At 37.7% G+C, this 15302-nt stretch carries 14 protein-coding genes; 2 read left to right on the plus strand and 12 right to left on the minus strand.

Annotated features, from left to right (window positions below; translation table 11 throughout):
* Nucleotides 1-22: 22 nt before the first annotated feature.
* The 9 genes from C7S20_RS13050 to C7S20_RS13090 all read right to left on the minus strand — a co-directional run bounded on the left by C7S20_RS13050 (nt 23) and on the right by C7S20_RS13090 (nt 8803).
* Nucleotides 23-823, minus strand: coding sequence for an anti-sigma factor (locus tag C7S20_RS13050; protein WP_107012881.1), 801 nt, complete (start codon nt 821-823; stop codon nt 23-25).
* Nucleotides 816-1355: an RNA polymerase sigma factor gene (locus C7S20_RS13055; protein ID WP_107012882.1), complete on the minus strand. Its 540-nt coding sequence runs from the start codon at nt 1353-1355 to the stop codon at nt 816-818. The genes C7S20_RS13050 and C7S20_RS13055 overlap by 8 nt, the downstream gene beginning before the upstream one ends.
* 85 nt (nt 1356-1440) lie before the next feature.
* Nucleotides 1441-2058 (minus strand): superoxide dismutase family protein, encoded by a 618-nt coding sequence (locus C7S20_RS13060; protein WP_107012883.1) that lies wholly within the window; start codon nt 2056-2058, stop codon nt 1441-1443.
* 108 nt (nt 2059-2166) lie between these two features.
* Nucleotides 2167-3387, minus strand: a complete 1221-nt coding sequence (locus C7S20_RS13065; protein ID WP_107012884.1) for a bifunctional alpha/beta hydrolase/OsmC family protein — start codon at nt 3385-3387, stop codon at nt 2167-2169.
* 165 nt (nt 3388-3552) lie between these two features.
* Nucleotides 3553-4314: a 3-keto-disaccharide hydrolase gene (locus C7S20_RS13070; protein WP_107012885.1), complete on the minus strand. Its 762-nt coding sequence runs from the start codon at nt 4312-4314 to the stop codon at nt 3553-3555.
* 2 nt (nt 4315-4316) lie between these two features.
* Entirely contained in the window at nt 4317-5378 is a 1062-nt protein-coding gene (locus C7S20_RS13075; RefSeq protein ID WP_107014237.1) for a sugar phosphate isomerase/epimerase family protein, read from the minus strand.
* 14 nt (nt 5379-5392) lie between these two features.
* Nucleotides 5393-6532 carry a Gfo/Idh/MocA family protein gene (locus tag C7S20_RS13080; RefSeq protein WP_107012886.1) on the minus strand — a complete coding sequence of 380 codons (1140 nt, stop codon included), beginning with the start codon at nt 6530-6532 and terminating at the stop codon, nt 5393-5395.
* A gap of 12 nt (nt 6533-6544) precedes the next feature.
* Nucleotides 6545-7783, minus strand: coding sequence for an MFS transporter (locus C7S20_RS13085; protein WP_107012887.1), 1239 nt, complete (start codon nt 7781-7783; stop codon nt 6545-6547).
* A gap of 12 nt (nt 7784-7795) precedes the next feature.
* Nucleotides 7796-8803: a sugar phosphate isomerase/epimerase family protein gene (locus C7S20_RS13090; protein WP_107012888.1), complete on the minus strand. Its 1008-nt coding sequence runs from the start codon at nt 8801-8803 to the stop codon at nt 7796-7798.
* Nucleotides 8804-8949: 146 nt separating this feature from the next.
* On the opposite strand from C7S20_RS13090, the gene C7S20_RS13095 reads away from it, so the two are divergent.
* Both C7S20_RS13095 and C7S20_RS13100 read left to right on the plus strand, forming a co-directional pair.
* Entirely contained in the window at nt 8950-10653 is a 1704-nt protein-coding gene (locus C7S20_RS13095) for a GMC oxidoreductase (RefSeq protein WP_107012889.1), read from the plus strand.
* A gap of 10 nt (nt 10654-10663) precedes the next feature.
* The gene (locus C7S20_RS13100; RefSeq protein WP_107012890.1) at nt 10664-11308 is read left to right on the plus strand and encodes a gluconate 2-dehydrogenase subunit 3 family protein; all 645 of its coding nucleotides are present in this window, start codon (nt 10664-10666) and stop codon (nt 11306-11308) included.
* 136 nt (nt 11309-11444) lie between these two features.
* Here C7S20_RS13100 and C7S20_RS13105 read toward each other — a convergent pair whose 3' ends face one another.
* The 3 genes from C7S20_RS13105 to C7S20_RS13115 all read right to left on the minus strand — a co-directional run bounded on the left by C7S20_RS13105 (nt 11445) and on the right by C7S20_RS13115 (nt 15029).
* A complete protein-coding gene (locus C7S20_RS13105; protein ID WP_107012891.1) occupies nt 11445-11843 on the minus strand; it encodes a response regulator in 399 nt (132 codons plus the stop codon).
* Nucleotides 11830-14508 (minus strand): PAS domain S-box protein, encoded by a 2679-nt coding sequence (locus C7S20_RS13110; protein WP_107012892.1) that lies wholly within the window; start codon nt 14506-14508, stop codon nt 11830-11832. Before C7S20_RS13110 ends, C7S20_RS13105 begins: the two co-directional genes overlap by 14 nt.
* A gap of 98 nt (nt 14509-14606) precedes the next feature.
* A complete protein-coding gene (locus C7S20_RS13115) occupies nt 14607-15029 on the minus strand; it encodes a response regulator (protein ID WP_107012893.1) in 423 nt (140 codons plus the stop codon).
* Nucleotides 15030-15302: the final 273 nt, after the last annotated feature.

Raw genomic sequence — 15302 nt, forward strand, 5'->3', positions numbered from 1 at the left:
TCCCCCATTTTCGATTTGTTGATCAGGGATTCGAAGCTACCGTACCTAGTACATATAACTGGTCCATGCTGGGAGATTTACTTCCACCTTCCGGTTCCAGAGTAATTCCGAATGCTTCCGATTCATTTGGATTTTCAAGGCTGAAAATTTTGTTTTCATCACTCTGAAAATTCTCCAGCAGGCCAATGCTTGTTGGAGTAAGCGGATTCAGCTTTAAAGACCAGACCTGGTAAACTTTTCCTCGAGGAGGAGGAGGTAGTTCTTTCGCATCTATAAAAGCTTTGTTTTCTTCTTTATTCCAGTAAACCGTTGCAAAAGCCTTCGGCGCAGCTTTTTGTCCCTGCAAAGAGATCCTGCTAATTTCCCGGCTGCGAATGGCTGCAAGCAGATTTTTCGCATTTTCTGCATCTTCGCGGGCATCCACAATTTGTTGCTCTATTCTTGTGTTTTTGATCTGCTCTGAATTCAGCTGTTCTCTTAATTCATTGTTCTCTTTAATCATAAAAAACAGGCCTACAAACAATAAAATACTGGCTGCCCACCCAATATATGAAGGCCATGGGGTTTTTCTTTCTGGCGGAATTGTTTTTACGTCATTTTTTGAAAGCTTACGCCTGATCTCTTTTAGTAGGGATGCCGGATTGTGAGGGGCCACTCCTGCGGAAAGTTGCTGTAAAGAACGTTCTATTTCTTCTACTTCCTTCTTAAGTTGGGGATTTTGCTCCAGCGCTTCAGAGACCTCGCGGCTTTCCTTTTCGTCCAGGGCGCCGTACACATACAATTCGAGTATGCCAGATGATATGTATTCTTCTATATTATCCATTTGAAGTATTCAGCATTTCCCGAAGTTTATTAATACACGCCCGATTTTTTGTCTTTATGGTTCCCAGGGGGATATCAAGCTCTTCTGCGGTTTCTTTTTGAGTAAAACCTTTAAAGAAAAGCAGGTCAATTAATTTTTTACAAATCGGTTTTAAAATATTTATATATTTTTCGAGGCCTATAGCATCGGCTTTTCCCATAAAATGACTTCTGCTTTCTAAAATATCTACGAAAGTTTCAGCTTTGAGGTTTTTCAATGAATTTTTATGTCCTCTTGATCTTAACTGGTCTATGGAAGCATTCCGTGCAATATTCAGGATCCAGGTAAAGAAGCGTCCTTTTTTAGAATTATAAGAAGAAGCATTTTCCCAAATTTTTAGAAAAACATCCTGAAGAATTTCTTCGGCTATTTTTTCATCATTTACGATACTGTAAATAATTCCAAAAATACTTTCAGAATATAATTCATAAATGCGCTCAAAAGCTTTTTCATTTTTATTTTGTAGTGCCAAAATAAGGCCGTCCTGCTGCATAGAGGTTATTTAAAATAAAGATATGCGATAAAAGCAAATAAAAAAAGCGGCAAAAAGCCGCCTTTCTCATTTTAAATAATTCTTGTTATTCTGTTTTTTTGATCACTCCGCAACCTACGCGTTTTCCAGCTGCCCCAGAAGGCTGGGATGTGAAATCATCAACACCCTGGTGAACGATGATAGCTTTACCTACAATGTTCTTATTAGGATCATCACAACCAATACACCACTCATCTGTAGTTCTGGTTATAGTTCCTGTTCCATCGGCACCAACTTCAATATTTCCTATATCTCCTTTGTGGTAACCCTCAGAGCTTCCCCATTTTCCATGCTGTTCGTTGGTTGGATTCCAATGTCCTCCTGCTGAAGTTCCATCATCGGCTGAACAATCTCCTGCTTCATGAATATGAATGGCATGTTTGCCTTCTTTTAATCCTTTAACGGTAGCTTTCATTGTTACTTCTCCGTTTTGCTGGGTAAAAGTTACTGTTCCGCTTAAGTTGGAACCGCTTTTAGCCTGAAGGTCTGCGGTAGCCTTTTTTACTTCGGCTTCAGCTTCAGCGCCTGCGCCTTCAGTCATATCAGTAGCCGACATTTCGACATCTGATTGATCTTCCATTCCGTTGTTCTCTTTGTTCTCATTTTTGCAACCCATAAAAAGTAGGCCCGCACAAAAAATAAGAGATAAACTGATTTTTTTCATAGTGTTTCGATTAGTTTTAATTCAATAATTAAAGGACTAAATTAAGTCTAAAACTCCCCAACACCAAAGTTTTAAGTATAGCTTAACATTGCGAAAATGCCGTTAATATTAGGTTTCCGCTTCTGAGCTTGTAGTTATAATCTGTGAACTTGAACTCAATGTTTTATGTACCGGGCACCTGTTTGCTATTTCCAGTAATTTTTCCATTTGTGTTTTTTCAAGCTTTCCTTCCAATTTTATTTTCCTTCGAAAAGTATCTAATTTGGTGTTTTTATCTTCGCAATGCTGGCAATCTTCAGCATGCTCTTTCGCATAACTCACCTTTGTTTCAATATTTTCCAGAAGCCATCCCTTATGTCTTGCGTACATTTGCACGGTCATGGAAGTGCAGGCTGCAAGTCCGGCAGAAACGAATTCGTAGGGATTGGGTCCAAGGTCTTCACCTCCAAAACTTTCCGGTTCATCGGCAATAAAATGATGCTTTCCTGTGGAAATTTGAGTAGTATATCCATCTTTTCCAAGGTTTGCCGTGATCTGGTGTTCATGCGCCTCAACTTTTTCTAAGCCAAATTCGATATATTTTTCAGCCCATGCTGAAATGACATTCCCAACATATAAAGCATCATTTTTTAAAGAAATCATATGGTCACTTCCGTCGAGCGAAATAAAGGATTTTGGATGTTTTGCCGCCATATATAGACTTTCAGCATGCTTTATTGAAACAATTTTATCCTGTGGAGAATGCATGATCAATAAGGCTTTATGAAGGTTGTTGATTTTACTCAGGTTATTGTTGTTTTCCAGGTCCTCTACGAAATTTGAAGTGATTTTAAAGTCTCTTCCCCCAATCTTCACCTTTGCAAATCCGTTCTTTTTAATTTCCTCAATATTACCCTGAAAATGATTCTTCACATGTTCCAGATTTGACGGAGCGTTAATGCTCACCACAGCTTTGACTGAAGGTAATTGCAGGGCAGCCAGAAGTGCGGCGGCTCCTCCTAAAGAATGGCCAATAAGAAGGGAAGGTGCAGAATATTCTTCGGTGAGATAATTTACGGCTGCAATTATATCATTGATATTTGCCGAAAAATCGCTGTTTGAAAATTCACCCTCACTTTCTCCTAATCCGGTAAAATCAAAGCGCAACACGCCGTAGCCTCTTGAGGCAAGGCTTTTACTGATGTTAACCGGCGCATGAAAATTTTTATTACAGGTAAAGCAATGAGCGAAAACTGCAAAATTTTCAGGTTTTTGATGTAAAGGTAATTCCAGGATACCTTTTAAAACCTGATCCCGGTTATTTTTGAAGCTGATGTTAATTCTATTCATGGAAATATTCTTTGCCTGAAAATACTGCTTTTTTTGTAGAAATCGCTCATTTCAGGAACTCTTGAACTTCGAACTCTTTAAATTTAATCTGGTTTTTCTACTAATAAAAATGCCTCCAAAAAGTATCAAACTCGTTGGAGGCAAAGCGATTAAAACCTTATTTAATTAATCTAAAGGTTTGATCTTAATGTCTTTAAACCACACTTTGTGGCCATGATCCTGTAAGGCAATATGTCCTGTTCGGTTTTTTCCAAAACCTTCCCAATCTTTGAATTTTGAATTTTCTACCTGCTTATCCCAATCTGGACCATGCGCCGGAAATTCAACTATTTTGGTGCCGTTAAGCGTCACAGATCCCTGGTTATTTTCATGATCTATTCTAATGACCTCGTGGTTCCATTCTCCTGCCGGTTTAGTAACATCTTTACTTGGCGGGTAAAGGTCATATAAGGCTCCCGCAGTACGATTTGGTCCGTTTTTGGCATCTGGATGACGTTGATTATCGAGGATCTGGATTTCAGGGCCGGTCATATAGGGTTCACTATATTTTTCAGGATTATCCTGAACGGCGTACATAACACCGCTGTTTCCTCCTTCGGAAATCTTCCAGTCAAGAGAAAGTTCAAAACTGGTAAATTGTTCTTTTGTAATAAGATTTTCTGCAGATTTTTCTTTTTCGGAAGGTACAAAAACAATAGCACCATCTTTAACCTGCCATTGATCTGAAATACTGTCTTTCCCATAAACCTTCCAGCCTTCAAGGTTCTTACCATTGAAGAGGCTTATCCATTCATTATTTTCATTGTTTTCCTGAGCCATTTCCTTGTTTTCATTAGGTGATTTCTCCTCTTCTTTTTCTTTATTCTCGTTTTTACAGGCGGTAAGGGCCAAAACTGAGCACGCTAATATTAAGAACTGTTTTTTCATAATTAGTCTTTTTTTAATCCTAAGATTCGTTTTAATTTATTTTCGTCAATTTCTGAGCCTGCGAAATCATCAAAGCGTTTTTGAGTTGCTTCTATGATGTGTTTCTGAATAAATGGAGCTCCTTCACGAGCACCCTGCTCTGGAGATTTTATGCAGCATTCCCACTCCAGAACCGCCCAAACATCACAGCCGTATTCCGTAAGTTTTGAAAAAATTGTCTGAAAATCTACCTGCCCGTCTCCAGGATGTCGGTATCTTCCGGCGCGGTCACGCCAATCGGCATATCCGCCGAACATTCCTTTTTTTCCTGTTGGGTTGAATTCGGCATCCTTAACATGGAACATTTTAATATAATCGTGGTAAAAGTCGATATATTGAATATAATCCAGTTGCTGAAGGATAAAATGACTGGGATCATAAAGAATATTTACCCTTTTATGATGGTTGGTAGCGTCAAGGAATCTCTCAAAGGTCACCCCGTCATGAAGGTCTTCCCCCGGGTGGATTTCATAACATACATCTACTCCCCACTCATCGAATTCATTTAAAATAGGTATCCAGCGATCGGCCAGTTCTTTAAATCCTAATTCCAGGAGGCCGTCAGGTCGTTGGGGCCATGGATGGGCTGTATGCCAGAGCAGAGCTCCACTAAAAGTTCCATGCACGTCCAATCCAAGGTTTCTACTGGCTTTGGCTGCATATTTTAGTTGCTGTACCGCCCATTTGGTGCGCTCCTTCGGATTATTTTTATACTCGTCTGGCGCAAAATTATCGAACATAATATCATAAGCAGGATGCACCGCGACCAGTTGTCCCTGTAAATGGGAACTAAGCTCGGTGATCTCAAGTCCGTATGATTCAACTTTTCCTTTTAATTCTTCAGAATAGGTTTTACTCTCAGCAGCTTTTTTAAGGTCGATCAACCTGGTTTCCCAGGTGGGGATCTGTATTCCTTTATAGCCCAATTCTGAAGCCCATTTGCATAAGCCTTCCAGTGAATTAAAAGGTTCTTTGTCATCCATGAACTGCGCTAAAAAAACTGCAGGTCCTTTTATCGTTTTCATTTGTACTTTTTTATTTATTTGTCGTTCATTTTTATCCAAACATTTCCTTTTTTATGAGAGGCAACGGTTTTTTCAATAAAGCTCATTCCGCGTAATCCTTCGGCCAGAGGAGGGAAGGCTCCCTCAAATTTCGTATTCTTCTCTATGGCATTGGCAATTCCAAGGTAAATATTTCCCATGGAATCGAAGATGCCTTCAGGATGTCCCGGAGGAAGCTTTGTGCCTTCAAGCGAAAAATCACTATTATAGCTATGACCCGGTTTTAAGACCTGTAAAGGCTGATCTTCCTTTAAAAGATACAGGTAATTGGGATTTTCCTGTTCCCATTTTAACGCGCCCTTATTTCCGTAGATCTTAACCGTAAAATTATTTTCTTCTCCGGTGGCGATCTGGCTGGCGCGGATCACACCTTTTACTTTTTCTGAAAAACGCAGAAGTACCGTGCCGTCAATATCCATAGGATTGTCTTCGTAGAGGTAATTAAGATCGGCAAGAATTGAACTAATTCGCATGCCGGTAACATATTCGGCCATATTGAAAGCGTGTGTACCAATATCTCCAATACAGCAGCTAATACCCGATTTTTCAGGATCTAATCGCCACGTATTGGATCTTTTTTCTTTATCATGTATCAGCGGATTGATCCATCCCTGGTAATACTGCACATCTACTTTTTGTATTTCCCCTATTTCTCCATTAGAGATCATGGTCTTCATTTGGCGTACCATGGGATATCCTGTATAAGTATAGGTAACGCCGAAAATACTTCCTGATTTCTCCTGCGTCTTCTGAAGAATTTTTGCTTCTTCATAAGTCGTGGTGAGAGGTTTTTCGCAAATTACATTGTAGCCATTCTCCAGAAGCTGTTTGGCCATGGGAAAATGAAGAAAATTAGGTGTAAGAACTGAAATTACCTGCATTCTCTCATTTTCAGGGAGTTGGGCTTCTTCTTTGATCAAATGGTCAAGATCACGATATATTCTTTTGGAATCCAGCTGGAGTTTTTCTCCAAAAGACAAGCTCCTGGCATGTTCAATATCAAATACTCCGCCAACAATTTCATACCTGTCAAACATGGAAGCAGCCACTCTGTGAAGAATACCTATAAGGGAATCTTCCCCGCCACCAAGAATTCCAAGTTTTATTTTACTCATAAATAAAGGATTTTAAATTTCAATATTCTTTTTGTCAATTTTCTCATCTCTAAAAAACAGGGCAAAAAGTATCATTACTCCAAAAGCGAAAGCTGAAGGGAAAATCCAGATCGATTTCCAATTATGGAGTTTCTCTCCCAGAAGGTTAATATCACTAATAAGCCCGGCTACATAAAAACCAATCAGCATTCCAACACCGTAGGTGGCTAAAGTGATAAGTCCCTGGGCTGAACTTTTAAATTTTTCCCCGGCTTTGAAGTCGGTATAAATTTGTCCGGCAACAAAGAAAAAGTCATAGCAAAGCCCGTGCAGGGCTATACCGATAATAAGCATAAAAATAAGTTCTCCGGTATCTCCAAAAGCGAATAAAAGATATCGAACCGTCCATGCCAGCATACCTGCGATAATTGTTAATTTAAAGCCGAAGCGTTTAAAGAAAAAGGGAAGGAGCAACATAAATAATACTTCAGAAGCCTGGCCAATGGTCATAAGTCCTGTTGGATTTTCCACACCTATTTCTGAAAGGAAAAGGTTCGCATTCTGGTAATAAAAGGCAAGTGGAATACAAATTAAAATAGAGGCCAGGAAGAAAACGAGAAAATTCTTTTCTTTTAATAGACTTAAAGCATCAAGGCCCAGCGTTTCTGAGATACTAACTTTTTTAGAACGATCGACTTTCGGAGGTGTTTTGGGCAGTGTAAAGCTAAAAAGGCCAAGAAAAGCCGAAGCAATACCTACCATAAGGAATGTATATTTCAGCATTCCATCTTCCCGTGCTCCGGGAGAATCCCAAAAGAAAATGTAGCTGATCACGAGTCCGGCGACAATCCATCCTATGGTACCAAATACGCGGATAAAAGAGAATTCTTTCGCGGGATCATCCATTTGGTTGAAGCTCACCGAATTTACCAGGGCGAGCGTAGGCATATAAGCGATCATATATCCGAGTACCAATGGGTAAAATGCCCCAAAATCGGTACTTGTATACATTAAATACATAAGAACTGCTCCTATTAAATGAAGCACCCCGAGGATTCTTTCGGCATTAAAAAAACGATCGGCAATAAGGCCTATAATAAAAGGAGCGATAATGGCACCCCATGATTGGGTTGAAAAAGCGGTGGCGATTTGTGCTCCTGATGCCTCTAAATTGTAATCAAGAAAGGTCCCGAGGGTTACGAACCAGCCCCCCCAGATAAAGAATTCTAGAAACATCATTAGGGAAAGCTGAAATCTAACTAATTTTTTCATTGGTAGTAAAGGTTAATTTAATTGATTGGCGGCTTTAATTAATACATTTTTGGTTTTCATGATCCCTTCTTCGGGAGTGAGACCGGTTCCTTCGTATTCGATCCCTATATAATCATCATAACCCGCATTTTTAATTATTTGAAGCATTTTTTTATAATCTATGAGTTCTTCCCAGCCTTCATCATTGAAACTATAAGATTTGGCACTCACTGCTTTGGCATAGGGCATCATTTTTCGAACACCTTCATAGCGCGGATATTCTTCAATACATTCGGCATCCCAACGGGCATTATCTTTTCTTTTTAAACAGAAATTTCCAAAATCGGGTAGCGTTCCACAATTCTCCATATTTACCTTTTCCATAACTTCAGCAAGTAAATCGGCGTTGGAAGATAAATAACCATGGTTTTCAACCAAAATATTGATGTTTTTATCTTTGGCATAGGTAGAGAGTTTTTTAAGGGCATCTGCAGAAGCATTTTTCCAAACCTGCGGCTCGTCGCCTCCAAAAAGATTTACGCGAATGGCACTGCATCCCAGGAAATTCGCCGCATCTACCCATTTTTTATGATTTTCAACCGCTTTGTTTCTCACCACAGAATCCTGTACGGCAAGATCACCTTCATCATCAACCATCATCAACCAGTTTCTTACATTATATTTTTTGCTATTTGCAAGGAGGGTATCCAGAACCTGTTGCATTTCGGCTTTAGGGTCTTCAGCTTCTTTAATTCTGCCGGCATAAAAACTGGTGACATATTCAATGGCAGGAAAACCCATCTCATTGGCTTTTTTGGCAAAGTCCATGGGATCCATTTCTCCAGATTGAATGGGTTCATGAAGAGACCATTCGGCCAGGGAAATTTTAAAAAAAAGCGAATCTTCTGAATTTGAGCTTATTTTTTCAATTTTTTTTGAATTTTTTTCTTCCCTGTTGTCTTTACAGGAGATCAAAGAAAAATTCAAAAATAAAACACTGACTATCAGTGTTAAAGTTGTTTTTCCAGAAATAAATTTCATTTTTAAGATTAGGTGATTGGTTACTATTACTGCGAAAATTAATGAATTTTAAATGTAGCCTTTTTTTCAAGAATGTAAAATTATAACCATAAATTTATATATTTGACATACTTCGAACTGTATTTTCATCTATAAAATAAATTATTGTGAGCAATTATTATGAAAAAGACAATTATGACGCCATAGTTGTTGGAACCGGTATCAGCGGAGGCTGGGCTGCTAAGGAATTATGCGAGAAAGGGTTTAAAACTCTTGTTCTTGAAAGAGGGCGAATGGTAGAGCATGTCAAAGACTACCCTACTATGAATGATGATCCGTGGGATTATAAATATAAAGGACAACTTCCTAGGGAAGAAGTTAAAAGAAAATATAAGCAGGCCAGAACAGGTTATACCATCACTGCACCCAGTAGTCACTGGTTTGTAGATGATATCAAACATCCATATAATGAAGAAAAACGCTTTGACTGGATGCGTGGATATCATGTAGGAGGACGTTCTATCATGTGGGGAAGGCATAGTTATCGCTGGAGCGATCTCGATTTTACCGCGAATAAAAGGGATGGAATCGCTGTAGACTGGCCAATACGCTATAAGGATATTGAGCCATGGTATAGCAAAGTAGAATCTTTTATTGGTGTTTGTGGTGAGAAATTAGGACTAAGCCAATTGCCTGATGGAAATTTTCTGCCTCCCATGGAGCTGAATTGTGTAGAAGACTATTTGCGTGGAAGCATTGCCGATAATTTTAATGGTCGTGTAATGACTTCAGGAAGAGTGGCTCATATAACCGGAGATAAGAAATTTGAAGGTAGAACCAAATGCCAGTTTAGAAACAGGTGTATTAGAGGTTGTCCTTATGGAGGCTATTTTAGCAGTAATGCTTCCACCTTACCTGCGGCAAGTGAGACTGGAAATATGGATCTTCGTCCTTACTCTATTGTATCAGAGGTTATTTATGATCCTGATACCAAAAGGGCTAAAGGTGTAAAAGTTATTGATACTGAAACTAAAGAAGAATTTGAATATTATGCCAATGTGATTTTCCTTTGTGCCTCTTCAATGGCTTCTACAAGCATTTTGATGCAGTCTAAATCTGATCGTTTTCCCGACGGATTGGGGAATGATAGCGGGGAACTTGGCCATAATATTATGGATCATCATTTCCGCGTAGGTGCATCTGGTAAATATGATGGTTTCCAGGATTCCTATTATAAAGGAAGAAAACCTAATGGCATCTATCTTCCTCGTTTCCGAAATCTTCCCGGCAATAATGATAATCTTGATTTTATCAGAGGATATGGTTACCAGGGTGGAGCAAGTCGTGGAAACTGGTCTGATACCATTGCTGAATTAGGTTATGGAAAAGAACTTAAGGAAAAACTTACCGAACCGGGTGGCTGGACTATGGGTCTTATTGCATTTGGAGAAACACTTCCACATCATGAAAATAAAATGACCCTGGACTATGATAAACTGGATGATTGGGGATTACCAACCATCACCTTCGATGCTGAGTTCAAGGAAAATGAGCTGAAGATGAGAAAGGATATGCGCGAACAGGCCGTAGCCATGCTCGAAAAAGGAGGATTTAAAGATATCACTTCTTATGATCAGTTAGGAGCGCCCGGACTTGGGATCCATGAGATGGGAACCGCGAGAATGGGAAGAGATCCAAAAACTTCTGTTCTCAATGGTAATAACCAGCTACATGCTGTTCCAAACGTTTATGTGACCGACGGTGCCTGTATGACTTCTTCGTCATGTGTTAATCCGTCGCTGACCTATATGGCTCTTACCGCACGCGCGGCAGACCATGCATCAAAGAACTTTAAAAAATCTAACGCTTAATTAAAGAATTATGAACAGGAGAGAAGCATTAAAAAACTTAGGATTGGGTGCAGGAATGCTTGTAGTAGGCCCTACCACTCTAAGTTTACTTCAAAGTTGCAAAAATGAACCTGAATATGACTGGCAACCGGTATTTTTAACTGCCGGGCAGGGTTTTGCTCTAAAGAGAATACTCGATGTGATTATTCCAAAAACCGAAACACCGGGAGCCTCTGATCTTAATATCGCACAGTTTATAGATTCTTATATGGATGAGGTTGCTGATTTAGACCGACGGGATAAATTCAAACAATCTGCAGATGCTTTTGCTGAAGCTTTCCAGAACAAGTTCAATAAAAGTAACAACGAAGGATCTGATGAAGAATTTGACCAGATAATTGAAAAATATTTGAAAGCTACACCTGCAGAGCAGGATCAGTATATCAAAAAGAATACTGAAACCCAGGATGCGCAAAAGCAGCAATCTAAAATGCATATAGATCCCGATGCCGGCGCTTTTGCCTATCTCACCACGGTAAGGGAGCTGGGGATCTGGGCCTGGAAAAACAGTGAAGAGATTGGAGAAAACGTGATGTGGTATGATCCCATTCCAGGAGAATATATTCCTTGTGGACCTGTTTCAGAATTAGGGAACGGAAAAGCAATGTCTCTTTAAAATAAAAGGCTGTTTAAAAAAATTTTCAAACAGCCTTTTTTAATTAAGTATATTTTGGCTATACCTGAAAATGGAATTTCTGGCAATAAGCCAAAATGGCCTTTTTCAAATCTTCTTTATTCTTTTATAGGAAGTTTTAATTATCTGTTTTGAGGATTCTTTCTTTTAAGCTTTTTATACTAATTGGTTTTACCATATAATTACTTACCTGAGTATAAGTTTTAGCTTTGGCAATATCAATTGGATCTGTTGATCCGGTAGTAATAAAAATTGTTATTTGATTATGAATGGGAATTTTTATGAACTCATCTAAAAACTCCCAGCCATCCATTTTTGACATATTGAGATCAAGAAGAATGAAATCGGGAAGTACTTCTTTTGAAGAAATAATAGCTTTAAGACCATTTAAAGCTTCCTCACCATCAGAGAAAATCATAAAGTTTTTGCAAATATTCCCGAGTTCCATTATTTTCTGAGCTCCGAACACAAAAACAGGATCGTCATCAATAATACAGGCAAGGTCAATTTTTTTCATTTCTAAAATAAATTTTAAAGGTGGTACCCTTGTTTAATTTACTTTCCACATCTATTTTTCCTCCCATGGCTTCGATTTGATTTTTTGTGATAAAAAGTCCAATGCCTCGTGCATCTTTTTTACTGTGAAAGGTTTTATACATTCCGAAGAGTTTTCTTCTGTATTTTTTAAGGTCAATTCCCAGTCCGTTATCTTCAATTTCAAGGAGAACAAAATCTGGTAGCCGGGTAGCTCGAATTTGTATAAAACCGGCCCTTTTTGGTGAACTGTATTTAATAGAGTTGGAAATAAGATTCAGCAGGATGCTGTCCAGATAAGCCGGTATTCCAAGGATTTTTAAATTTTTTGGTACTTTATTTTCAATTTTAATAGAATTTTTTTCAGCTAAAATTTTATTATTCTCAATTGCATGATTCACGTATTGTGAAAGTTTCAATTCAGTGAGACTTTCTTTGATACTGGTATTCATTACTACCACTTCATTTAAATGAGCAATCGTTTCATTTAAATTGTCACTTGCTTTATTTAGGTGAATCATCATGCTATCCTTCGCAGCATCTGGGTTTTCTTCAAGATATAATTGAAGAAGCATCTCAATATTTCCAGAATGGGACCTTAGGTTATGAGAAACAATATGTGCAAAATTCTTTAAGCGTTCATTTTGATTTTTAGTGATCTTCACAATAGACTTTAGTTCTTTTTCAGCTTTTTTAAATTCGCTTATATCTATCCCAACACCTAAATAACCTACAATTCCACCCTTTTCTTTTATAGAAGTTATAACTAAATGTACCGGAAACCGGGTATCATCTTTCTTAATCATGTTCCATTCCCGAACCGACTGTTCTCTTTGAACCAGTTCCTTAAATATTTCAAAGCCTTTAAGAGGCTTGGAATTTGGTGATAAATTCCTGCCTAATTCCAGTAATTCTTCTTTATGATGAAAAACCTCTGGTTTCATTATATTCACAACCTCTTCTTTTTTATAGCCCAGTAGTTTTTCCGCTCCTTTGTTAAAGAATGTAATAATACCATTTACGTCCGTACCAATAAGCATTGTGCTTGTGGTTGCATTGAGAACGGCTTCCATTTTCGCTATGGTTTCTATTAACTTTTCTTCTACTTTTTTACGTTCGGTTATATCATGTATCGCAACTACAGCACCTTTTATATTTCCTGAATCATCTTTTAACTGGGAACCTGTTACCGAAACAATTTTATCTGAACTGTTCCTGGGTTTAATGACCACCACCTCATTCTTTACAGTTTTATTTTGAAGAGCTTTAATCAGGGGAATTTCTTCTGTCTTTAACGGGGTGATTCCATCTTCTTTATAAAGTCCGTAGTATTTTGAATATTCCGACTGAGGAATATCTCTTTCAGGAATTCCATACCAATCGCGAAGCGTATTATTGAAAATCGTAAGTTTTGCTTCTGCATCACAGGAAATTATACCAACATCGATGCTCTCTAAAATCGTTTCTAAAAAAATCTGTTTTTCTTCTGCTACCTGTTCGAGTTTTTTAATGTGGCTAATATTCGCAGTACGTACAATAATACCTGCTATTTCTTCCTCTCTGGTATACCAGGGCCTTACTTCCCAGTTAATCCATATTTTGCTGCCGTCTTTTAAAGTTAAAAGATCTGCTTCCTTTTTAAGTATTTCTCCATTCAGACTTTTTTGAAATATATCTTTCCATTTTTGATCGAGATCTGGAAAGATTTCATAATGGTTTTTTCCAATCACGTCCAGTTTTTCTAAGCCATAATTTTTAACCCATTGAAGAGAGGTTGCGATATAGTTCATATTTTTATTAAACATGGCAATAGAACTAGGAGCATTGTCTATAAAGGTTTTTTTAAGATGAAGTCTTTGCTTTGTTTCGGTAATCTCCTCGTGAAATCCTGTCATCCATTCCGGTTGTCCATCATCGGTCCAGGAAACTACTTTTCCTTTATCTTCAACCCAAATCCACTGGCCATTTTTATGCTTCATTCGTAATTCGCATTCATAAAACGGCTTTGCTCCGGCAAAATGCTCTTGTAAAAGTTTCTTTCTTTTGAGGTTATCTTCCGGATGGGTGAGTACCTTCCATGTTTCAGTGGTAGTAGGCATTAAATCTGCCAGACAGTAACCCAAAACTTTAGCCCACTGTTCATGGAAAATCATTTCTCCGGTTTGAATATTCCATTCCCATAAACCAATATTTGTCCCTTCAATGATATGGCGGTATCTCACCAGTTCAGGATTTGAATCGACCTCGTTATTATTAACTTTCTTTAGAGCAGCAATTAGTTTAAGATTGCCAACTTCTCCACTGATAGTTTTAAAACGACATATCATTGAAATAGCAGTGCCATCGGTACGTTTGAACCTTAGCGGAAATTCCATCTTATTAATTTCCTGATTTTTTGAGTCAATCAGAGAATTTAACTTATCTAAACCCTCCTTTGTCAGAAGATTTTGCCAGTTCCGGATCCTGGTTAATTCATTAAAATCAAGGCCTAATGTTTTGCTTAATTTAGGGTCTATTTGCAGATTATCAGGAGCGTCAGGGTCATAGATAAACATGCCGTCTTTTGCATTTTCCTGAAGAAAATAAAAAGCTGAAATGTCTTCACTTATCAGTTGATAAAATGCATTTTGGGGGGTATTTTTCAACAATGTTCTTAAATTTTTTCAGCCTTAAGGTTTTTTAATCCTTAAAGTAGTTTTAGATTATTTAGGTATAGTCTTAATTGAATTTGCTTCTGTGAATTTCGTTATGCGGTAGAAACCATCCAATAGTCTTTTGGAGTTTTTTTAAGGATTGTGGTTAATTCTTCCTTATTAATTGGTTTGGTGATATATCCTGCAAGGTGCATGATTTCCTGGGCTTTGTGAATATCCTCGGGATCTTTGGAAGAAGATATTAAATAAATGAAGATGTCATTCTTAATCTTAGAACTGAAGCGTTCATAAATCTTTAAAAACTCCCACCCATCCATAATGGGCATATTTATATCCAGCAGGATGATATCTGGGGTATTTTCATTGAGACAATCTTTTTCAAGGGCCTTTAGTGCTTTTTTGCCGTTGTTATATGTTTCAAGCTGTAAATCCTGGTTTAATGATGAAAGAGTTTTTTTTATCATGAAATGAAAGATTTCATCATCATCGATAACATATAATTTAAGTATAGCCATAACAAATAGGTTAAGCTTTAATCATAATTTGTAATAATCATTTTTGACTATTATCAGATTGGGGATTCAAAAAAAGGTAATTTTAAAAATAAATTTCCTTTATAAACCATTATTTTAATCAAAAAAAACTGGTTGGGTCAGCTTTTATTTAAATAAATATATATAAAAATATGTGTTTGAGGGTTTTTATTAAAAATAATTTAATAAAATGTATTTTTTATTTAAGAATTGTTTAATTAAATATAATTAAGGATTATGGTATGATACCCAAAT

The organism is Christiangramia fulva (assembly GCF_003024155.1).
GTDB lineage: Bacteria > Bacteroidota > Bacteroidia > Flavobacteriales > Flavobacteriaceae > Christiangramia > Christiangramia fulva.